Raw genomic sequence first — 20,621 nt, 5'->3', positions numbered from 1 at the left:
CGATCAGGATTGGGTGGCGACTGCCGGGACGGCTGCCCTGTGGGGGATCAACTTCCGCCAGCCCAGATGTCCGAGCAACAGGGCGAGGCCGATGGCGGAGGCGATCGAAATAACGAGGAAGGCGTCGTTGTAGGCGAGGATATTGGCTTCGCGCGTCACTTGCTGGCCGAGCAATTGCAGGCCTTCGGCGTTCAGCAACGACTTGTCGGCGATGACCTTGCCGTAGGAGGCGGACAATTGGGACACGCGCTGGGCGACAAAGGGATTGGTCAGCAAGATATGCTCGACCAGCACATTCGAATGGAATTTCTCGCGGATGGTGACGAAGGTGCCGAGCGCCGCTTGCGCGAGGAGCGAGCCGATGCTCTGCGTGAACAGGAAGATCACCAGAAAATTGACGAGGAAGGTCGTGCCCCTGGCCAGCGCCGCGGCAAAGCCCTTGGCCATGACGGGCGGCAGGAACATCGCAGCCCCTGCCGCCACCATCGCCTGGCTCAGATACATCTGCTCCGGCCGGGTGAGACTGGTCGACTGGCTGTCGAGCCAGGCACCTCCGGCAATCAGCACCAGCGCCAGCACATGCGCGGTTTCGACATAACGGGTCAGCATCAGCACGGTGCAGACAAGCCCGCCGGCAACCGACGCCAGAAGAATGATCGCATACATCGTCTGGGTCTGGTCGTTGATGAGGCCCAGCTGCATGTAGAAATTCGCCGCCGTCGTCGTCTGCTCCGAGCTCACCACGCGAAACAGCAGGAGAATGCCGGCCATGTGCATGTTCTCTTTCGAGAACACCCAGCGCAGGTCGATCAGCGGCATTTTGCGGGGAAGTTCGAGAACGACCATCAGCGTCAAGCACGCGATCGCCCCGGCCAAGAGAACGCCGAGCCATGGCACCTCGAACCACCAGTAGAGACGGCCGAGCGTCAGAAAGACCGCCAGGCAGCCGAAACCGACAGCGAGCAGCAGGTAGCTGAGAATATCCATCCGCTGGATCACCTTGGCACGCGGCGGCGGCGTCAGCGGCAGGAGATAGACAACCGGAAGAGCAAGAAGCGCAAGGCCCATCTCGAACGTGTAGAGAGCCTGCCAGCCGCCAAGGTCCATCAAGGACGGCGATATGATGCGGGCGATCGGCGCCGAAAGCGTCGTGTTCATCAGGGCAAGGCTCAGGCCCACCGACAGCTTGCGGGCGGGCGGAAAGGCTTCGAGCATGTAGAGGAAGCCGAGCGTCGACAAGGGGGCTGCCGCCATGCCGCTGAGGAAACGGACGACGGTTGCCGAATGCAGGTCGGAGACGAAAAGATTGAGGACGGAGGCAAAGACGAAGCAGACGATGCTGAGTTCGGCGAACCGCCGCAGCCCGTATTGCGCGCGGATCTTGAACAGGGCGATCGACATCGAGGCATAGGGCGCCATATAGGCTGCCGAAAGCCAGGCGATTTCCGTCGTCGTTGCCGACAGCGATCCCTGCAGCTGGTAGATATTGGCGTTGAGCAGGTTCATGCCCAACCCTTGAGTAAGGAACAGCAGGAGCGAGGACGCCATGTAGACGGCGGCCCTTGCAGGGCTCATCGGCGCAGGCGGCGGCTGAATCGGTTGCGGAACGGGAGCGGCGACCGGCGCTTCGTCCTCGATGCGATTGTCATTCGCGATGCTTTTCGCCGCCGTGTTCATGGCCCGCTCAATCCCTGCCGATGGCAAGGATATTGCCCGCCATCAGGCTGACAACCTGCAAAGCCGTCGCCTTGTCCTTCGGGTCGACCCCGCCCAGGACCTGCTCGCGGATCTCGCAGGCAAGCTTGTCGATCTCGTCGGCGATGTCGCGGCCGCGGGCGGTCATGTGGATCTGCTTGGCCCGCCTGTCGCTGGCTTCGACGCGCCGTTCGATGAAGCCCTGCTTCTCCATGCCATCCAGCAGGCGCACAATCGTCGGAGTCTCGATGCCGAGTTCATCGGCCAGTTCGCGCTGGTTGAGACCGTCGCGCCTGGAGAGCGCGAACAGGGCGCGTGCGCGCGACAGCGTCAGGCCCCGCTCCTTCACCCGCGCATCAAACAGCGCCCGCAGCTTGCGGTTCACCGAGGCCAGTGCGTCGAAGAGTTCGCGGTTGACGGCAGAGTTGAGCATTTCGTACCTTTTACATATTACTAGCACACTACCTATTTCATTCCTACTTAGTTGAAGGAGGCTCGTTTTTCAAGCCGTGAGCCGCGGCATGGCAAAAATCTCTGCAAAGCGCGCCAAGCCGCGCTAGAATGCTGAGAGCCATGACCGGGCGCCGATTCGGGTGAAATCCGGTCAAGAGCAAATGCCGTTATCGACAGTATTTTTGAGTTCTGCGGCCGAGCCCTGTGAACAACGGTGAATGCTTGCCGCTGGATGAAATGCGGCGGCGACTGTTGCAGCGATGCTCTTGACCCTTGGTGGCCATGCCCGCACATCGATACCGCATCATAGAACGACGTGAGACAGAGACGGGACGCCATGAACGAAGCAGCGCGCAGACTTGCACCCATCGCCAGGGAACCGGCCGAAGCACAGTATCGCGAGGCGCCGAACAACCTTGAGGCCGAACAGGCCCTGCTGGGCGCCATTCTCGTCAACAACGATGCCTTCTACCGCGTCTCGGACTTCCTGAAGCCCGTGCACTTGAACGAGCCCCTGCACCGCAAGATTTTCGAGGTCGCCGGCGACATCATCCGCATGGGCAAGATTGCCAATCCGGTGACAATCAAGACCTTTCTGAAAGCTGATGAGAAGGTCGGCGACATAACAGTAGCGGAGTATATGGCTCGGCTGGCCGGTGCCGCAGTCTCGATCATCAACGCGGAAGACTACGGCCGGGCGATCTACGATCTCGCGCTGCGCCGCTCGCTGATCACCATCGGCGAGGACATGGTCAACATCGCCTATGACGCGCCGCTCGACATGCCGCCGCAGAGCCAGATCGAGGATGCCGAGCGCCGCCTGTTCGAACTGGCCGAAACCGGCCGCTACGACGGCGGCTTCCAGGCCTTCAACGACGCCGTGGCGCTGGCGATCGACATGGCCGGCCAGGCGTTCGAACGCGACGGCCATCTGTCCGGCATCTCCAGCGGCATCCAGTCGCTCGACGCCCGCATGGGCGGGTTGCAGCGTTCCGACTTGATCGTGCTTGCCGGACGTCCGGGCATGGGCAAGACCTCGCTTGCCACCAATATCGCCTGGAACGTCGCCCATGCCTATGAGCCGGAAGTCCAGGCCGACGGATCGTTCAAGGCAAAGAACGGTGGCGTCGTCGGCTTCTATTCGCTGGAAATGTCCTCCGAACAGCTGGCCACGCGCATCATCTCCGAACAAACCGACGTTTCCTCTTCGAAGATCCGGCGCGGCGACATTTCCGAGGCGGAATTCGAGAAGCTGGTGGGCTTCTCGCAGACAATGCAGAAAACGCCGCTTTATATCGACCAGACCGGTGGTATCTCGATCGCCCAGCTTTCGGCCCGCGCCCGCCGTCTGAAGCGCCAGCGCGGCCTCGATTGCCTCGTGGTGGACTATATCCAGCTGATGACCGGCTCGGGGAAATCCAGCGACAACCGCGTGCAGGAAATCACCCAGATCACCACGGGCCTGAAAGCACTCGGCAAGGAGCTGAACGTGCCGATCATCGCGCTCTCGCAGCTGTCGCGTCAGGTGGAAAGCCGTGAAGACAAGCGGCCGCAACTTTCCGACCTGCGTGAATCCGGCTCGATCGAGCAGGACGCCGACGTCGTGCTGTTCGTGTTCCGCGAGGAATACTATGTCAAGAACATGGAACCGCGCGACGAGTTCGACCCGAAATACGAAGAGTGGAAGCAGAAGTTCGAATCGGTCAAGGGCACGGCGGACGTGATCATCGCCAAGCAGCGTCACGGACCGACCGGCACGGTCAAGCTCGCTTTCCAGTCGGAATTCACCCGTTTCACCGATCTGGCCGATCCAAGCTTCACGCAATACGAGGAACGCTGACCGGCAAAAGACAGCCGCGTCAACGCACAACGATCGCCGACACATTGCAAATTGCCGGGCTTCCGGATAATCGAAAAGAAACTTTCCAAACCATCCGCAGCATCAACGACTGCGGTGCCTACCTAAATTTGGGGGAAATCTGTTCATGGATGCCTTTATAGCGCTGTTGCAGGTGCTTGCGATCGATCTCGTGCTCGCAGGCGACAATGCCATCGTCATCGGTCTTGCGGCGGCCGGCCTTCCCAAGGAACAGCGCGGCAAGGCGATCCTGATCGGCATCGCGGCAGCCACCGTCCTGCGCATTATCTTTGCCCTTCTCGCCACCCAGTTGCTGCAGATTCTCGGCCTGCTGCTCGTCGGTGGCATCCTGCTCCTGTGGGTCTGCTGGAAGATGTGGCGCGAGTTGCGGACCTCTGCGAAAGAAGAAAACGAAGGTCTGGAAACGCTGACCGGCGAAGATATCGACAAGAGCGGCGCTGTCGGCAACACCGCGCCGCGCAAGACGCTGAGGCAGGCCGCCATCCAGATCGTCGTGGCCGACGTCTCGATGTCGCTGGACAACGTGCTGGCGGTTGCCGGTGCCGCGCGCGAGCATCCGAACATCCTCATCCTCGGCCTTGCCGTATCGGTGGCACTGATGGGCATTGCCGCTTCGTTCATCGCCAAGCTGCTGCACAGGTTCCCCTGGGTCTCCTATCTCGGCCTTGCCATCATCCTCTTCGTCGCGCTGAAGATGATCTACGAAGGCTTCATGGAAGTCGAACCGCTGATCACCTCCTCGCTGATGTAATCAACGGAACGGCGGCGGGCGGTCTATCCGCCGCCGCCGTTGAAAATCCTGTCGAAAGCCGCTGGAGAGCGGCCCCGAGCGGGATCGGCAATTGCAGCCTCCGCCGCTTGGCTGTATCTCTTTGATCATGGCTCCATCGAACACCCCTCCCGTCGCCCTTCCCGCCTTCGAGGCCGCATCCAACCGCCTGACCATCGATCTCGGCGCGCTTGCCGACAACTGGCGCACGATGAACAAGCTGTCCGGCAAGGCGCGGGCGGCGGCGGTCCTGAAAGCCAATGCCTATGGCATCGGCGTCAAACCCGCCGCCGAGACGCTCTACGCGGCCGGCGCGCGGGATTTCTTCGTCGCCGATGTCGAGGAAGGCGTTGCCCTTCGCCCGCTGGTTCCGGACGGCCGGATCCATATCCTCGCCGGCATGTGGCCCGGCAACGAACAACTTTTCTTCGACTATGGCCTGGTGCCGATCATCAACTCCGAGGAACAGCTGGCCTTCTTCATGTCGGCGCTGTCGGAGCGCGGCGACCATCCTTGCGTGCTGCATGTCGATACCGGCATGAACCGGCTGGGGCTTACCGCCGACGAAGCCCTGGCGCTGGCGGGAGACCCGGCCCGCCCGGCCAGCTTTTCCCCCATCCTGGTGATGAGCCACCTCGCCTGCGCCGACGATCCGACACACCCCCTGAACCGGCGGCAGCTTGAATCATTCCGGACGGTTACGGCTGCTTTCGAAGGCATCGAATCAAGCCTTGCCAACTCGGCCGGCGTCCACCTCGGACCCGACTTCCATTTCGACCTCACCCGGCCGGGCATCGCCACCTATGGCGGAGAGGCCGTCAACGGCATGGCCAACCCGATGAAGCCGGTGGTGACGGCGCAAGCCCGCATCCTGCAGATTCGTCGTGTCCGGACCGGCGAGACGGCAAGCTATGGCGGCTCGGCGCAGTTTGCCCGCGACAGCCGCGTGGCGATCGTCGCCATCGGCTATGCCGACGGCTACCATCGCTCGGTTTCCGGCGGTGGCGTCACCCTGCGGCAGGCCACGCCGTCTGGCGCCTTCGGTTTCCTGCATGGCCATAAGGTTCCGCACCTTGGCCGCGTCACCATGGACCTTAGCCTGTTCGACGTCACCGACCTGCCGGACAATGTCGTTCGGCCCGGAGACTATATCGAACTGTTCGGCAACAATATCGCGATCGACGACGTGGCAAGGGCCGGCGGAACGATCGGTTACGAGATGCTGACGAGCCTTGGAGCCAGGTACGAGCGGGCTTATATCGAGGCCGAATAGTTTTTCGAGGTTGCGGACTTGGAATCCGGAAAATGATGCTATAGACCAGAACAAAAGGAGATCATTATGTCTGAGATCCAATTGAGTGAAGAAGATCGGGCTTTTATCGAAGAAGAGGTCCGCGCGGGCGTCTACAGGGACGCTGACGAGGCGGTTCATACCGGGCTGCGGCTTCTGAAAAGCAAGGAAGGGAAAATCGCCGAATTGCGGCGGCTCATCCAGGAAGGCATCGACGACATCGAAGCCGGGCGGGTCATTGAATTCGAAAGCGCTGACGATTTGACACGCTATATTATGAATATGTCTGAGGACAAACGGGATGCGGCAGCGCAAACTGAAATTAACCCCGCGCGCGCTTCGCGACCTTCGCGACGTCTATGAATACATAGCGCTCATCGATCCTATAAGCGCAAAACGCTTCGTCAACCGGATCAGCGTCAAGATGGAGTGGATCGCGAAAAGCGGCCTGACAGGCGTTCAGCGCGACTTCATCCCGGGCCTCCGAGCCTTCCCTTATCGAGACCGATGCATCTACTTCCTTGCGGATAATTCCACGATGACGGTCCTGCGTATTCTCCACGGCCGCCAGGACATCACTCCTGAAGACTTCCCCGAAAGCGAAATTTGATGGCGAAAGCCCGGACACAATTCATCTGCCAGAACTGCGGTACCGTTCACGCCCGATGGGTGGGAAAATGCGAAGGCTGCAATCAGTGGAACACCATCGTCGAGGAAGACCCGATGGGCGGGATCGGCGGAGGGCCGGGCCGGACGCCGAAAAAGGGCCGGCCGGTGGCGCTGACGACCCTGTCGGGCGAGATCGAGGACGCGCCGCGCATCATGACGGGCATTTCCGAACTCGACCGGGCGACCGGCGGTGGGTTCGTGCGCGGCTCGGCGGTGCTGATCGGCGGCGATCCGGGCATCGGCAAGTCGACGGTGCTGATGCAGGCTGCGGCGGCCCTGTCGCGGCAGGGGCACCGGATCATCTATGTCTCGGGCGAAGAGGCGGTGGCGCAGGTTCGCCTGCGGGCCCAGCGGCTGGGTGCCGCGGATACCGATGTGCTTCTGGCCGCCGAAACCAATGTCGAGGATATTCTCGCGACGCTCGGCGAAGGCAAGCGGCCGGATCTCGCCATCATCGATTCGATCCAGACACTGTGGAGCGATACCGCCGATTCGGCGCCCGGCACGGTGACGCAGGTGCGGACCGGCGTTCAGGCGATGATCCGCTTTGCCAAGCAGACGGGCGCCGCGATCGTGCTCGTCGGCCATGTCACCAAGGACGGCCAGATCGCCGGTCCCCGCGTCGTCGAGCACATGGTCGATGCCGTGCTCTATTTCGAGGGGGATCGCGGCCATCACTACCGCATCCTGCGCACGGTGAAGAACCGCTTCGGCCCGACGGACGAGATCGGCGTGTTCGAGATGTCGGACAAGGGGCTGCGCGAAGTCACCAATCCGTCGGAACTGTTTCTCGGCGAACGCAACTCCAAATCGCCGGGCGCCGCGGTCTTTGCCGGCATGGAGGGAACGCGGCCGGTTCTGGTCGAGGTGCAGGCGCTGGTGGCGCCGACATCGCTCGGCACGCCGCGCCGCGCCGTCGTCGGCTGGGACTCGGCACGGCTGTCGATGATCCTCGCCGTGCTGGAAGCGCATTGCGGCGTGCGGCTCGGCCAGCATGACGTTTATCTCAATATTGCCGGTGGATACCGCATTTCCGAGCCAGCAGCCGATCTTGCCGTCGCTTCCGCGCTGGTTTCCTCGCTTGCCGGTCTTGCCCTTCCCTCCGATTGCGTCTATTTCGGCGAAGTCAGTCTGTCCGGCGCCATCCGGCCGGTCGCCCATACAGCGCAGCGCCTTAAAGAAGCCGAAAAGCTCGGATTTTCACAGGCCGTCCTGCCCGCCGCCTCCGCCGACCTGCCCAAGGGCAACGGCATGAGCTGGACGGAGATGGAAAGCCTGCCGGATCTGGTGGCGCGTATTGCCGGCTCGAAGGGAGCCCTGAAGCAGGCGGACAACGATGATTGAGGAAATCGCCAATAAAAACGGCGAATTCCGGTGAAAACAGTGTTCAATCATGGACCATCGAAAGACGCTTCCGGCGTCATGATATATGGTTCGCGGAAAACCAGCGTGGGGTCGCTTCAAGGCGGTTTCGGAGTAGGACAATATGCCCATTACAATTCTCGACGGTATCGTTCTCGGCGTCGCGCTTTTCTCGGCCATCCTGGCCATGGTCCGCGGCTTTTCCCGGGAAGTTCTGTCGGTCGCAAGCTGGGTCGGCGCCGCCGCCGCCGCCTATTTCCTCTATCCCTACCTCCTGCCCTATGCGAAGAACTACACCAGCAGCGACACGGTCGCGATGATCGGCTCGGCCGGCGTCGTGTTCCTCATCGCCCTGATCGTCGTCTCGTTCATCACCATGCGGATCGCCGATTTCATCATCGACAGCCGCATCGGCGCGCTTGACCGGACACTCGGTTTCCTGTTTGGAGCAGCGCGCGGCGTCCTGCTTGTCGTCGTCGCCATGCTGTTCTTCAACTGGCTGGTGGCGCCGCAGCAGCAGCCTGTCTGGGTAACCACGGCGAAATCAAAGCCGCTGCTCGACAATCTCGGCGGCAAGCTGATCGCGCTGCTGCCTGAAAATGCCGACGCAACGATCCTCGACCGCCTGCGCGGCAAGGATACGACCGGCGAAGGCGAGAACGAAGGCACGGGCGGCACGACCACCCAGCCTCCGGCCGAAGAAACGCCTGCGACCAATGGCGCGGCGACCAACGGCTAAGGCCGCATGATAGAATGAGGGCCCGCTCCGGCGGGCTCTGTCCATTTTGCAACGATGACATGTGAAACCTTCAGGTCTTTTCGACTTGTAGGCCCGCTGCATAATTCTTAAATCGGGGTCGATTTGAGATATATGCAGAAAACTGAAAATACGGCGACCTTTGCGCGTCATGAATGACGCGCGGCGCTGTAAAGACCTGATACAATATGCCAAACGCGTTCCAGCCGTTAACACAAAGGCCAGCAGCGATGACCCATTTGCGAGCAGCAGAGATCCAAGACGAAATCGATGGCGATACGCTGCACGAAGAATGCGGCGTGTTTGGCATCCTGGGACATCCGGACGCAGCGACGCTGACAGCGCTTGGCCTGCACGCGTTGCAGCATCGCGGTCAGGAGGCAGCTGGTATCGTCACCTTCGACGGCAAGCAGTTCCATACCGAAAAGCGCATGGGCCTCGTCGGCGACCACTATACGGATCCGGCTATCCTCGCAAAGCTGCCCGGCACCATCTCGATCGGCCATACCCGTTATTCCACCACCGGCGAAGTGGCGCTGCGCAACGTGCAGCCGCTGTTTGCCGAGCTGGAAGTCGGCGGCATCGCCATTGCCCATAACGGCAACTTCACCAACGGCCTGACGCTGCGCCGCCAGATCATCGCCACCGGCGCTATCTGTCAATCGACGTCGGACACCGAAGTCGTGCTCCACCTCATTGCCCGCTCGCGCCATACCTCGACGGCCGACCGCTTCATCGACGCCATCCGGCAGATGGAAGGCGGCTATTCGATGCTCGCCATGACCCGGACCAAGCTGATCGCCGCGCGCGACCCCACCGGCATCCGGCCGCTGGTCATGGGCGAACTCGACGGCAAGCCGATCTTCTGCTCGGAAACCTGCGCGCTCGACATCATCGGCGCCAAATACATCCGCGACGTGGAAAACGGCGAAGTGATCATCTGCGAAATCCAGCCTGATGGATCGATCCAGATCGATGCGCGCAAGCCCGTCAACCCGCAGCCGGAACGGCTCTGCCTGTTCGAATATGTCTATTTCGCCCGGCCTGATTCCGTCGTCGGCGGCCGCAACGTCTATGTGGCGCGCAAGAACATGGGCATCAATCTTGCCAAGGAATCGCCTGTCGAAGCGGACGTTGTCGTTCCCGTTCCGGACGGCGGCACGCCGGCTGCGATCGGTTATGCGCAGGCAAGCGGCATTCCCTTCGAACTCGGCATCATCCGCAACCATTATGTCGGGCGGACCTTCATCGAGCCGACACAGTCGATCCGCGCCTTCGGCGTCAAGCTGAAGCATTCGGCCAACCGCGCCATGATCGAGGGCAAGCGGGTCGTGCTGGTCGACGATTCGATCGTGCGCGGCACCACTTCGCTGAAGATCGTCCAGATGATCCGCGAGGCCGGCGCCCTCGAGGTGCACATTCGCGTTGCCAGCCCGATGATCTATCATCCGGACTTCTACGGCATCGACACGCCGGATGCCGACAAGCTCCTGGCCAACCAGCATGCCGACCTTGCCTCCATGTGCAAGTTCATCGGCGCGGACTCGCTGGAGTTCCTGTCGATCGACGGTCTTTACCGCGCAGTTGGTGGCGAGAAGCGCAATGCGGCCCGTCCGCAGTTCACCGACCATTATTTCACCGGCGACTATCCGACGCGGCTTCTCGACAAGAACGGCGACAATTCGAGCCCCAAGCTGTCGATGCTTGCCAGCAAGGGCTGACCCGTTTCCTTGAACCCGAAACGGTTCAGGGAAATTGCCCTCGCCTGATCAAAGTCCTGCGGCGTGGCTTGCACAATTGCCCGAACCTGTGGCAGCAAGCCCGCATTCAATGAATTCCGGAGCCACCCGACATGATCGATCTCACCGGCCGCATAGCACTGGTCACCGGCGCGTCGCGCGGTATCGGCTATTTCACCGCACTCGAGCTTGCCAAGGCCGGCGCGCAGGTGATTGCCTGCGCCCGCACGGTCGGCGGGCTGGAAGACCTTGACGATGCGATCAAGGCGGCGGGCGGATTGCCGGCGACGCTGGTTCCCTTCGATCTTGCCGACATGGCGGCGATCGACAAGCTCGGCGGTGCCATTCACGAGCGCTGGGGCAAGCTCGACATTCTCGTCGCCAATGCCGGCGTGCTCGGCGTCATCTCGCCGGTCGGCCATGTCGAGGCCAAGGTGTTCGAAAAGGTGATGACCGTCAATGTGACAGCCACCTGGCGCCTGATCCGTTCGGTCGATCCGCTGCTGCAGCAATCGGATGCCGGCCGTGCCCTCATCCTGTCATCCAGCGCCGCGCACAAGTGCAAGCCCTTCTGGGGCCCCTACTCCGCCTCCAAGGCAGCTGTCGAGGCCCTGGCCCGCACATGGGCCGCAGAAACGCAGCGCCTGCCGCTGCGCATCCTCAGCGTCGATCCCGGCGCCACCCGCACTGCCATGCGGGCGCAGGCTATCCCCGGCGAAGATCCGACGACCCTGCCGCATCCCTCGGAGGTGGCTGCCAAACTATTGCCGCTGGTGGGGGCAGATCAGACGGAGACGGGCAAGCTGTTCATCGTGCGGGAAAACCGGATCGTGGACTATCGGCTTCCGGATTAAGACCGCACTGGCTGGAGAGCTGCCTTTGTGTGCCATTTGAAATCGGGACAAGAATACCTTAACTAAAAACTTTTGCGCGAACTTAACAGGCAGAAGATATACCCTCGCATGTAAGATGAGAGGGTTTTATATAATGAAAATCAGATATTTAATTGCTGTTGCCGGTGTCTCGATGTGTTTGAGTTCCTGCCAAAGCACTAACTCCTATGTAAAAGTCTCCGACGGTCCTGATCTTGGTTATGCCCAGGCAAAATGCGCCAATGAATCCATGGGAACGCGAAGTCACTATGTTGCTGCGGGCTCCATCGGTTTCGTAGTCGGTACAGCCGTGGCGAGTGCGGTTGTTAACGGCATAAGGCAGCAGGAATACATGAAAAATTGCATGACGATGCAAGGCTGGCAAAATTTAGCAACCAGAATGGACCAGCCGCCCCGCAACCACATGAGCAAAAATCAAAGCCGCCCTCGTTTCGTCACCACATCAGCAACGGCGCGGGTCAAGCGGCCACCGACCAGAATTGTTGTGGGGATGTAAAAGCTTCCGCAGTCGCAGTCCTTGCCTCCGCCGCATATCTTGACGAAAATGTCCGACTTTCGCGAAGATCAAACAATATAGAAACCTGGAAGGACCGGCAGGGATGTCCGGTCCTTTTAAACAGAGACGGGCAAGCTGTTCATCGTGCGGGAAAACCGGCTAGCCAGCGATACGTTGGGTGCATCAATTTTTGATTGCCAGATTCAAGCCCCACGTAAAAGGTGGGTAGTCGACTGTTGGAATGCGTTGATCAGAAAAAGAAGAATAAAACAGGTAGTAGATGCCCTTCGCATACACGACCGTGGGTCCGTTGCCCATGCCCTTGTTCTCGGAAGGGATGGTGCTGTCCCATGTGAAGTCATAGGCGGTCTTGTCAGTATACGTCCATTGCAGGCCATCCGCTGATGTCGCATGGAAATAGCCACCGACCGCAAGCCCTTCGATCCCATAGGATGCATAGGCCGGATCATCGATCACCGCCCACATTTCGTAAAGTCTTGACTGCGGATTGTAAATGACGGTCGGTTGTTGCGCGATCACCCCTGGCGCCTTGTCGTTCATTAAAGTTGGCAAGGCTCCTTGGTGCTGCCAATTCAAGCCATCGGCCGAACTTGCGTAACAGATGCCCCCATCGATGAATTCGCCCGACTCATTCTTCGCTGCGCAAAAGAACCACATCTTGAACGAACCGTCCTGGTACATAACGCTCGGATCCGTGACCACACCGCTGGTCACACCCGGCGTTTTCGGGAACGCCTCGACCGGATCAAACAACAAACCATCCGCTTTCTTGGGAGAATTTCTGGCATCAATGCGGTGGAAGCTTTGCAAATCGGTCGAGAATGCCAAGCCCATGCTGTAGACGTCCGCGTCGTCTCCATCCATGGTATTGGCGCCTGAATAGAACAGATAATAATTTGACTGGGTCGGGCCGACTTCTATTTCCACGATGGAACATGTTTCGACTGTCCTGGCGTCCCAGCTGTTGGCAGCACCGGCATCCAGTGCAGGCAGGGGTAGCACCCTCCATCCGTTCGTGGCTTCCTTGCTGGTTGCATGCATCAGGAATTGCTTGTCGAGTTTGTCGCTGTTGCTGGAAAAGAACGCGTGCCAACTCTTGGTTTTTTCGGAATACAGAACACATGGATCCGACGTGTTGAATCCAAGTTCGCCTGTGGGCAAGCTGAAGTGTGAAGGGTTGATAATCAGATTGGAAGGATTGCGCGTCCAACGAGGCCCGTGGTTTAGAGTTGCCGCTTGATGCGTAGCCGGCGGCGACTGCACGCCTTTTTCATCGGCCATACAGGACGAGGCAAGACAGATGCTCAACGCAAACACGAAAATCGGCGCGATCACAGCTTTCATCGTTCGCTCATTTAAATATCCGACGGAAGATAATCGTACAGCTTTTGATGGTGCAGAACAGAATGCAGTAATGATCTCAGAGCTGTAGGCGTCCGATCAATCGAACGATGCCTTAGATCGGATCTTTATCGTAGACGGTGATGCCCGCCGGCAACTGAACCCAGGAATGCCTGCGGCAATCGTAGACGGAATCCTGCGGAGCCGGGAAATTTGGGTCGGCGAAACCGCCGACAGCAACGGCCACCGAGTTTTGCTCTACCCCTTCTTCTGTGTGAAACAAATTCGTTCCGCAGACGGGGCAAAAGCGAAACCGGAACCTGGCTCCCTGATCGCCCGCTCGCACATAATCCATAGCAGTTCCGGAGACGCTGTAGGGCACGGGGAATGCGGCGAGTGCTGCAAAGACGCTGCCGGTCCGGCGCTGGCAGGCCAGGCAGTGGCAAACTCCAACGCCCAGCGGTTCGCCGCGGACTTCGATCTGCAACTGGCCGCACGAACATGAAGCTAGTCTCGTACGCATGGAGTGCCTCCAGTGGTCGATCCTCAGTCGTTGCGGAGTTTCCTTTATATCTTGTCGCCCGGCAATCCATCTTCTCCCGGCGCCGGGTGGTCCGGATGCAGCGGCCAGCCGCCGTATTTCTTCTTCCACTTGCGGGCGCCGAACGGCAGGCTGGCGAGATAGCCGACCGCCGTGACGACCATGGTCTCCCACGTAAAGCTCATCAACGTTGCGACATAGAGGACGACGAAGAGGATGATCGGCAGGACCAGGTCGCGGCGCACGCGGTTCTCGGATTTTCCCGACCAGACCGGCAGGCGGCTGACCAGCAGGAAGGCGATCAGGACCGTATAGCCTGACGAGATGATCGCCATCGTGCGATCCGGCACCACGCCCAGCAGGCCAAGATACATGGGCAGCAACACCAGCATGGCGCCGGCGGGCGCCGGTACGCCGACAAAATATTCCGACTGCCACGCGGTCTTCACCTCGCGCTCCGACATCACATTGAAGCGGGCAAGCCGCATCCCCATGGCGATCACGTAGATCAGGGCTGCGATCCATCCGAGAGAGCGTGCCTGATCGAGGGCGAAAGCATAGAGAACGAGCGCCGGAGCGACGCCGAAATTGACGATATCGGCGAGTGAATCCATCTGCGCGCCGAACTTCGATGTCGCCTTCAGCAGGCGGGCGACACGGCCGTCGATCCCATCCAGGAAGGCTGCGACCAGCACCATGGCGACGGCGAGCTCGAACCGGTTTTCGAAGGCAAGCCGGACGCCGGACAGACCGGCGCAGATGGCCAGCACGGTGATCACGTTGGGCACGATCAGCCGCAACGGGATTTCTCTCAGCCGCGGGCCGCGCGCCTCGTCGTTCGGGCCATTCGGTTCAAAAGACGGAAAGGGCGTTTCCATGGAGTGCTCCGGTTGCTGTTTTAATGGCAGTGGCATCATCAACCACGACGGCTGATGACCGGACCCTTGGGCGAGCCGAACTCGGCCAGCACGGTTTCGCCGGCGATGGCTGTCTGGCCGAGGCTGACGCGCGGCTCAGCACCTTCAGGCAGGAAAACATCGAGACGGGAGCCGAAACGGATGAGGCCGAAGCGCTCGCCGGCCTGCAGCGTATCGGTGGGTGCGGACCAGCAGACGATGCGGCGGGCAACCAGTCCGGCGATCTGGACGACGCCGATTTCGCCATGGATCGTTTCAATGACCAGACCGTTGCGCTCGTTCTCGTGGCTTGCCTTGTCGAGTTCGGCATTGACGAACTTGCCGGCGCGATAGGCGATGCGGTTGATGGTGCCGCGCACCGGCGCGCGGTTCACATGGCAATTGAAGACGTTCATGAACACGGTGATGCGCAGCATCGGCACGGTTCCAAGCCCAAGCTCCTCCGGCGGCGTCATCATGGCGATCGAGGAGACGCGGCCGTCGGCGGGGCTGATGACCAGATCGTCGTCAAGCGGCGTCATGCGTTGCGGATCGCGGAAGAAATAGGCGCACCATGCGGTGAGGATGAAGCCGATCCACATCAACGGTTCCCAGAAAAAGCCGAGAACCAGCGAAACGACGAAGAACCCGGCGATGAAAGGGTAACCTTCCCTGTGCACCGGAACCAGCGTGTTGCGCACCGTATTGATCAAGCTCATGAACTCACATCTCCAGATTTTCTCGGGTACCAGCACCTACAGCGAAACGCCGGGTCGGGCAATGCGGTAGAGGAAATAGGCAGTGGGCAGTGGGCAGTGGGCAGTGATGATCTCTCGCTATTGGCTATTGGCTATTGGCTATTGGCTACTGGCTACTGCCGGCCATGTCACACCGCCGCCGCACCGCGTACCACCACTCCCAGATCGTCGCTTTCGCGGACCTTCTTCAGCGTTTCCTCGGCCTGCGTCGCCTCGCGCTGGCGGTTCCACATCGAGGCGTAGAGGCCGTCGCGGTCGATCAGTTCCCCATGCGTGCCGCGCTCGGCGATGCCGCCGTCCTTAAGCACGATGATCTCGTCGGCATGGATGACTGTCGACAGGCGATGGGCGATGACCAGCGTCGTGCGGTTCTGCGAGACGATATCGAGCGCGGTCTGGATCTCCTGTTCGGTGCGGGTATCGAGCGCCGACGTCGCCTCGTCGAGGATCAGGATCGGCGGGCTTTTCAGCACCGTGCGGGCAATCGCCACGCGCTGCTTCTCGCCGCCCGACAGTTTCAGCCCGCGCTCGCCGACCATGGCGCCATAACCTTCCGGCAGGCTTTTGACGAAGCCGCCGATCTGGGCAATGTCGGCCGCAGCCTCGACCTCAGCCTGCGTGGCCGATGTGCGGCCATAGCGGATATTGTAGGCGATGGTGTCGTTGAACAGCACGGTATCCTGCGGCACCATGCCGATGACGGCGCGCAAGGATTTCTGCTTCACGTCGCGCACATCCTGGCCGTCGATGGTGATCGCGCCTTCCTGCACGTCGTAGAAGCGATAGAGAAGCCGCGACAGGGTCGATTTGCCGGCGCCGGACGGCCCGACGACGGCGACGGTCTTGCCTGCCGGCACCTCGAAGGTGATGCCCTTGAGGATCGGGCGGGCGGGATCATAGGCAAAGTGGACGTCCTTGAAGGCGATGGCGCCTTTGTCGATCACCAGTTCCCGGGCATCCGGACTATCATTCACCTCCGCCTCGACTTCCAGCAGGTCGAACATCTGTTCGATATCGGTCAGGCCCTGGCGAATTTCGCGGTAGACGAAGCCGATGAAATTGAGCGGGATGGAGAGCTGCATCAGCATGGCGTTGATGAAGACGAAATCGCCGAGCGTCTGCTCGCCGCGCTGCACGGCCAGGGCCGACATCACCATCATGATCGCCGTGCCTGCCCCGAAAATCACCGCCTGACCGAAGTTCAGCCAGCCGAGCGAGGTCCAGACCTGCGTCGCCGAACGCTCGTAGCGCTCCATCGACTGGTCGAAGCGCTTGGCCTCCATCTCCTCGTTGCCGAAATATTTGACGGTCTCGAAATTCAGGAGCGAATCGATCGCCTTGGTGTTGGCGTCGGTATCGCTGTCGTTCATGGCGCGGCGGATGCCGATGCGCCAGTCGCTCGCCTTGATGGTGAACCAGATGTAGATGACGACCGTGACGGCGGTGACGAGCAGGTAGCTGAAACCGTATCCCCACCAGAAGATGATCGCCGTCATCAGGAACTCGATGAGCGTCGGCACCGTGTTAAGGATGGTGAAGCGGACGATCGTCTCGATGCCCTTGGTGCCGCGCTCGATGATACGCGACAGGCCGCCGGTGCGGCGCTCCAGATGGAAGCGCAGCGACAGCTGGTGCATGTGGACAAAGGTGCGGTAGGCGAGCTGGCGTACCGCATGCTGGCCGACGCTGGCAAACAGCGCATCGCGCAGCTGGTTGAGCCCGGCCTGCAGCAGCCGGGCCAGATTGTAGGCCAGCACCAGCATGACGGCGCCGGTGAAGACCACCGGCAGCGCACCGACGAGATCCGTCTTGCCGTTCAGGGCATCCGTCGACCATTTGAAGAAATAAGGCACGAGCAGCAGCACGACCTTGGCGATGAGGAGGATGACGGTCGCCCAGACGACACGCATCTTCAAATCCGTGCGGTCGCTCGGCCACATGTAGGGCCAGAGGTTGATGATCGTCCGCAGGGGATTGCCTGCATCCGCCGATACCGTCTTCTTCTGCACTGCCACGTCTTGTCCCGCCATCGTTCGCCGTCGCCCGTCTCAAGGACAGGTGCGAGCCGTCATGCACGCTCGCAATGTCATGCGAATGAAGACATCGAAGCAAAAGGCGCGCATGCAAATTTCCAATCAAAAGCGGCGCCTTTCTCAAGGCGCCGCTTTTGATGTTTCAGATAGGTCTCATAGTCGCCCGCCGCAATGGAGCCGACCGCAAAAAAGGCCGTCAGGGCAGATGCTTCACATGCTTGCGATGTATCTCTTCCGATTCGGCCTCCGACATCGCCTTGTCCGGCACGCCGAAGATCTGGCCGGGAAGGATGCGATCCGGGTTGGTGATCTGATCCTCGTTGGCAAGGTAGATCGTCGTGTAGCGCACGCCGGCGCCATAGACGCGGCGCGAGATCTGCCAGAGCGTATCGCCGCGACGGATGATGACCGAGGTCTTGCTCTGCTTGAGCGGTGCCTGCTGGACCGTTTCCGGCTCGGCAACGGCCTGCCCGGTTGCCGGGGAGGCCGTCGTTGCGGCAGCGTTGTCCGTTGCCGTAGCGGCAGCGCCTGACTCCGCGGAAGGCGTGGCTGACTCAACGGCAGGCTTGCCGGCCGTTTCCGTCGCAGGCTTTGCCACATCGCCCTCAGCCGGCGTCGCGCTGGCTGCGGCATTGTCCCCGGCCGGTGCCGGCGTTGTCGTTTCGGCCGCAACCGCATTGTTGCCGGCACCATCGGTGCGTGGCATCAGCGCCGAACCGACCGCGGCCTCGATCCTGCCGAGCGACGCCGAAACGCTGGCTGCGTCCTGTGGCAACGCTTTCAGCAGGGCCAGTGCATCTGTCGCCGCCTTGGCGGTCTTGGCCGCCATTTCCTTGACGCTGGCATCCAGATTGTCGGCAACCTTGAAATCGGCGAGCGACTTCAGGGCAATTTCGGTGGCCGAGCGCGCGGCGGCCAGTTCTTCGGCTGTCGGCACCTTTCCGTCAGCAAACAGGCCCTTGAGCAGGCTGAGCGCCTTGGTCGCTTCCATCCTCAGACCGTCAAAACTGCCGCCTTCGAACGGCACCACGGAGCCCTGCGCATTGCCTTGTGCAACGGCTGCCACCTGATCGCCGGCCGGACGATCGAACGGCACGGCGGCGCGCAGCTCGACCTTGCTGCCATCGGCACCCATCATATCGGCCCGGATCGTGTGATTGCCGACTGGCAGATCGATCGTGCCATCGACGACGAAACGTCCCTGCGCGTCGGCCTTGGTTTCGCCGACCAGCGCGTCGTCGGCATAGATGCGCACCAGCGCGCCAGCCTTGGCATTGCCGGCCACGAAGATCTTCTTGCCTTCGATCTCGACGGCGGACACGGCGACGCCCGATGTGTCGCCGGTTGCAGGGATAGCCGCCGCATCGCCCGTGGCCGGGGCCTGCGCGGCAGCAGCCGTATCGGCCGGCTTTGCGGTATCCGTTGCAATCGCCGATGCGCCCGGCGCCGGCTCAACCTTCGCAACTTCGCCGGCAGCGGCCGCCGTATCGGCGGTCTTTGCATCGCCGGGCTTTGCATCGGCGGCTTGGGCGGTCGCTTCGGCCACCGGCTTGGTAATGATGCGGCTTGCCTCACCCGGCTTCGACACCATGGCGAGCAGTTCGCCGGTCTTGTCCTTGGGGATCGAAACGGTGGCGACCTCTTCGGAGGACTTGGTCACGCCGTTTTCGCCGACGCTGCGCAATGTCAGCTGATAGTCACCTGCCGGAAGCGGCTTGTCGAAGATCGCGGCGAAATCACCCGTCACGCCGACATCCGCGGTGCCGACAACCGTTTCGCCATTGACAATCTCAAGCTTGGTGTTGGGCTGTGCACGTCCCGCAATGACCGTCGATCCGTCGGGCTCCACGCGCAGAACGTCGAAACCCGGTACCGCCCAGGCGGCGGCCGGATCGGCAGGCTTGGCGTCCGTCGCTGTCGCACTGGCCACATCGCTTTCGGCCGTCGGCCGCGCACTCTTCGCATCGGCCGGCTTCGTGTCGGCCAGCTTCGCCGGGCTCTCCGCCGTGGCGTCAGCGGCGACCTTGTCCTTGTTGCCGTTGATATTGGGCATGACAAAGAAAATCATCAGCAGCGATGCAATTGCCAGGACGATAAGGGCCACCCAGCCAGCCTTGTTCTTCATCATGCACATCTCCAAATGGCCAAAGCCGCCCTCGCCCGAAATGGGCGCGAAAGGACGGCTCGCCCCAGCCTATTGCCTGCCGCTTTCCATTTGCCTAATCCAGCGGAATCAGTCCCCAGACATATCGTCTGCTCATTCTTAAAAATTGCTAACGATTTCCGCTGCTTTCCACAAGCATTGCCGCATATTCCGCCGTCGAGACCGCCCTGTTTCCCGTCATTTTTCTTGACGCCTGCTGCGGTGCAATGTCTCTTTGGGCCATGAACGAGAAAAATATCCCGATTCGATCCGTCTGCGTGTACTGCGGCTCCCAGCCGGGACGCGACCAATCCTTTATCGATGCCGGCCGCACGCTGGGTAAATCCATCGCCGAAAATAACCTGCGCCTCGTCTACGGCGGCGGCACCAAGGGCATCATGGGCGCTGTCGCAAGCGGCGTCCTCTCGCATGGCGGCCGCGTTACCGGCATCATACCAGAATTTCTCATGGATATGGAGGCCACGCGTCATTCGCTGGGCCAGCTCAGCGAACTGATCGTCACGCCCGACATGCATGACCGCAAGCACAAGATGTTCGAGCGCTCGGACGCCTTCGTGACGCTGCCGGGCGGCATCGGCACGCTGGAGGAGATCGTCGAGATCATGACCTGGGCGCAGCTCGGGCGTCACCGCAAGCCGATCGTGCTGGTCAACATCAACGGCTTCTGGGATCCGCTGATGACGCTGATCCATCACATGGCCGACAGCGGCTTCATCCACACCGCCCATCTGGTCCAGCCGCTCGTCATCGACGCGGCCGACGAGGTCGTTCCCGCATTGCTTGCCCATTGGGCAAGCCAGGTCGACCGCGACGGCGATGACGGGATCATCGCCAAGCTGTGATGTTTTTCGGCCAAGCCCGCCC

The 20,621-nt window shown here is 61.1% G+C and carries 19 protein-coding genes; 11 read left to right on the top strand and 8 right to left on the bottom strand.

Going from position 1 to position 20,621, the window contains the following annotated elements; all coding sequences use genetic code 11:
- Positions 1-3 precede the first annotated feature (3 nt).
- Positions 4-1,677, bottom strand: a complete 1,674-nt coding sequence (locus J2Z75_RS20995) for an MFS transporter (protein WP_209854739.1) — start codon at positions 1,675-1,677, stop codon at positions 4-6.
- A 7-nt stretch (positions 1,678-1,684) separates the two neighbouring features.
- The gene (locus tag J2Z75_RS20990) at positions 1,685-2,128 is read right to left on the bottom strand and encodes a MarR family winged helix-turn-helix transcriptional regulator (RefSeq protein ID WP_209854738.1); all 444 of its coding nucleotides are present in this window, start codon (positions 2,126-2,128) and stop codon (positions 1,685-1,687) included.
- 357 nt (positions 2,129-2,485) lie between these two features.
- On the opposite strand from J2Z75_RS20990, the gene J2Z75_RS20985 reads away from it, so the two are divergent.
- From J2Z75_RS20985 to J2Z75_RS20940, 10 genes are all read left to right on the top strand, one after another.
- A complete protein-coding gene (locus J2Z75_RS20985; RefSeq protein ID WP_209854737.1) occupies positions 2,486-3,988 on the top strand; it encodes a replicative DNA helicase in 1,503 nt (500 codons plus the stop codon).
- Between the two features lie 145 nt (positions 3,989-4,133).
- A complete protein-coding gene (locus J2Z75_RS20980; RefSeq protein WP_209854736.1) occupies positions 4,134-4,778 on the top strand; it encodes a TerC family protein in 645 nt (214 codons plus the stop codon).
- Between the two features lie 127 nt (positions 4,779-4,905).
- Positions 4,906-6,069, top strand: coding sequence for an alanine racemase (alr, locus tag J2Z75_RS20975; protein ID WP_209854735.1), 1,164 nt, complete (start codon positions 4,906-4,908; stop codon positions 6,067-6,069).
- 81 nt (positions 6,070-6,150) lie between these two features.
- A complete protein-coding gene (locus J2Z75_RS20970) occupies positions 6,151-6,450 on the top strand; it encodes a type II toxin-antitoxin system ParD family antitoxin (RefSeq protein WP_327791282.1) in 300 nt (99 codons plus the stop codon).
- A complete protein-coding gene (locus J2Z75_RS20965; protein WP_209854733.1) occupies positions 6,389-6,697 on the top strand; it encodes a type II toxin-antitoxin system RelE/ParE family toxin in 309 nt (102 codons plus the stop codon). Before J2Z75_RS20970 ends, J2Z75_RS20965 begins: the two co-directional genes overlap by 62 nt.
- The gene (gene radA, locus J2Z75_RS20960; RefSeq protein ID WP_209854732.1) at positions 6,697-8,100 is read left to right on the top strand and encodes a DNA repair protein RadA; all 1,404 of its coding nucleotides are present in this window, start codon (positions 6,697-6,699) and stop codon (positions 8,098-8,100) included. The genes J2Z75_RS20965 and radA overlap by 1 nt, the downstream gene beginning before the upstream one ends.
- 142 nt (positions 8,101-8,242) lie before the next feature.
- A complete protein-coding gene (locus tag J2Z75_RS20955) occupies positions 8,243-8,857 on the top strand; it encodes a CvpA family protein (protein WP_037160602.1) in 615 nt (204 codons plus the stop codon).
- A 248-nt stretch (positions 8,858-9,105) separates the two neighbouring features.
- Positions 9,106-10,596 (top strand): amidophosphoribosyltransferase, encoded by a 1,491-nt coding sequence (purF, locus tag J2Z75_RS20950; protein ID WP_209854731.1) that lies wholly within the window; start codon positions 9,106-9,108, stop codon positions 10,594-10,596.
- Positions 10,597-10,727: 131 nt separating this feature from the next.
- On the top strand, positions 10,728-11,468 hold the full coding sequence (locus J2Z75_RS20945; RefSeq protein WP_209854730.1) for an SDR family NAD(P)-dependent oxidoreductase: 741 nt from the start codon (positions 10,728-10,730) through the stop codon (positions 11,466-11,468).
- Between the two features lie 133 nt (positions 11,469-11,601).
- The gene (locus J2Z75_RS20940) at positions 11,602-12,003 is read left to right on the top strand and encodes a hypothetical protein (protein ID WP_209854729.1); all 402 of its coding nucleotides are present in this window, start codon (positions 11,602-11,604) and stop codon (positions 12,001-12,003) included.
- A 183-nt stretch (positions 12,004-12,186) separates the two neighbouring features.
- On the opposite strand, the gene J2Z75_RS20935 is transcribed toward J2Z75_RS20940, so the two are convergent.
- From J2Z75_RS20935 to J2Z75_RS20910, 6 genes are all read right to left on the bottom strand, one after another.
- Positions 12,187-13,368, bottom strand: a complete 1,182-nt coding sequence (locus tag J2Z75_RS20935; protein ID WP_209854728.1) for a glycoside hydrolase family protein — start codon at positions 13,366-13,368, stop codon at positions 12,187-12,189.
- Between the two features lie 112 nt (positions 13,369-13,480).
- Complete coding sequence (locus J2Z75_RS20930) at positions 13,481-13,888, bottom strand: GFA family protein (RefSeq protein ID WP_209854727.1); 408 nt, start codon at positions 13,886-13,888, stop codon at positions 13,481-13,483.
- A gap of 44 nt (positions 13,889-13,932) precedes the next feature.
- The gene (gene pssA, locus J2Z75_RS20925; protein WP_209854726.1) at positions 13,933-14,784 is read right to left on the bottom strand and encodes a CDP-diacylglycerol--serine O-phosphatidyltransferase; all 852 of its coding nucleotides are present in this window, start codon (positions 14,782-14,784) and stop codon (positions 13,933-13,935) included.
- 38 nt (positions 14,785-14,822) lie between these two features.
- Positions 14,823-15,521, bottom strand: a complete 699-nt coding sequence (locus J2Z75_RS20920) for a phosphatidylserine decarboxylase (protein ID WP_209854725.1) — start codon at positions 15,519-15,521, stop codon at positions 14,823-14,825.
- A 167-nt stretch (positions 15,522-15,688) separates the two neighbouring features.
- On the bottom strand, positions 15,689-17,590 hold the full coding sequence (locus J2Z75_RS20915; protein WP_209854724.1) for an ABCB family ABC transporter ATP-binding protein/permease: 1,902 nt from the start codon (positions 17,588-17,590) through the stop codon (positions 15,689-15,691).
- A gap of 199 nt (positions 17,591-17,789) precedes the next feature.
- Positions 17,790-19,721 (bottom strand): LysM peptidoglycan-binding domain-containing protein, encoded by a 1,932-nt coding sequence (locus J2Z75_RS20910; RefSeq protein ID WP_209854723.1) that lies wholly within the window; start codon positions 19,719-19,721, stop codon positions 17,790-17,792.
- A 257-nt stretch (positions 19,722-19,978) separates the two neighbouring features.
- On the opposite strand from J2Z75_RS20910, the gene J2Z75_RS20905 reads away from it, so the two are divergent.
- On the top strand, positions 19,979-20,599 hold the full coding sequence (locus J2Z75_RS20905; RefSeq protein ID WP_209854722.1) for an LOG family protein: 621 nt from the start codon (positions 19,979-19,981) through the stop codon (positions 20,597-20,599).
- Positions 20,600-20,621: the final 22 nt, after the last annotated feature.

It is taken from the genome of Rhizobium herbae (assembly GCF_017873135.1).
Lineage (GTDB): Bacteria > Pseudomonadota > Alphaproteobacteria > Rhizobiales > Rhizobiaceae > Pararhizobium > Pararhizobium herbae.
Note: the sequence above shows the minus strand (reverse complement) of the source record. Positions and strands in the feature narration are given on the sequence as shown.

Coding starts and splice junctions, on each gene's coding strand:
- J2Z75_RS20915 (WP_209854724.1), bottom strand. CDS start 17,590: ATGGCGGGACAAGACGTGGCAGTGCAGAAGAAGACGGTATCGGCGGAT.
- J2Z75_RS20905 (WP_209854722.1), top strand. CDS start 19,979: ATGAACGAGAAAAATATCCCGATTCGATCCGTCTGCGTGTACTGCGGC.
- J2Z75_RS20945 (WP_209854730.1), top strand. CDS start 10,728: ATGATCGATCTCACCGGCCGCATAGCACTGGTCACCGGCGCGTCGCGC.
- J2Z75_RS20995 (WP_209854739.1), bottom strand. CDS start 1,677: ATGAACACGGCGGCGAAAAGCATCGCGAATGACAATCGCATCGAGGAC.
- J2Z75_RS20940 (WP_209854729.1), top strand. CDS start 11,602: ATGAAAATCAGATATTTAATTGCTGTTGCCGGTGTCTCGATGTGTTTG.
- J2Z75_RS20930 (WP_209854727.1), bottom strand. CDS start 13,888: ATGCGTACGAGACTAGCTTCATGTTCGTGCGGCCAGTTGCAGATCGAA.
- J2Z75_RS20990 (WP_209854738.1), bottom strand. CDS start 2,128: ATGCTCAACTCTGCCGTCAACCGCGAACTCTTCGACGCACTGGCCTCG.
- J2Z75_RS20910 (WP_209854723.1), bottom strand. CDS start 19,721: ATGATGAAGAACAAGGCTGGCTGGGTGGCCCTTATCGTCCTGGCAATT.
- J2Z75_RS20955 (WP_037160602.1), top strand. CDS start 8,243: ATGCCCATTACAATTCTCGACGGTATCGTTCTCGGCGTCGCGCTTTTC.
- alr (WP_209854735.1), top strand. CDS start 4,906: ATGGCTCCATCGAACACCCCTCCCGTCGCCCTTCCCGCCTTCGAGGCC.
- J2Z75_RS20980 (WP_209854736.1), top strand. CDS start 4,134: ATGGATGCCTTTATAGCGCTGTTGCAGGTGCTTGCGATCGATCTCGTG.
- radA (WP_209854732.1), top strand. CDS start 6,697: ATGGCGAAAGCCCGGACACAATTCATCTGCCAGAACTGCGGTACCGTT.
- purF (WP_209854731.1), top strand. CDS start 9,106: ATGACCCATTTGCGAGCAGCAGAGATCCAAGACGAAATCGATGGCGAT.
- J2Z75_RS20965 (WP_209854733.1), top strand. CDS start 6,389: ATGCGGCAGCGCAAACTGAAATTAACCCCGCGCGCGCTTCGCGACCTT.
- J2Z75_RS20935 (WP_209854728.1), bottom strand. CDS start 13,368: ATGAAAGCTGTGATCGCGCCGATTTTCGTGTTTGCGTTGAGCATCTGT.
- J2Z75_RS20920 (WP_209854725.1), bottom strand. CDS start 15,521: ATGAGCTTGATCAATACGGTGCGCAACACGCTGGTTCCGGTGCACAGG.
- J2Z75_RS20985 (WP_209854737.1), top strand. CDS start 2,486: ATGAACGAAGCAGCGCGCAGACTTGCACCCATCGCCAGGGAACCGGCC.
- pssA (WP_209854726.1), bottom strand. CDS start 14,784: ATGGAAACGCCCTTTCCGTCTTTTGAACCGAATGGCCCGAACGACGAG.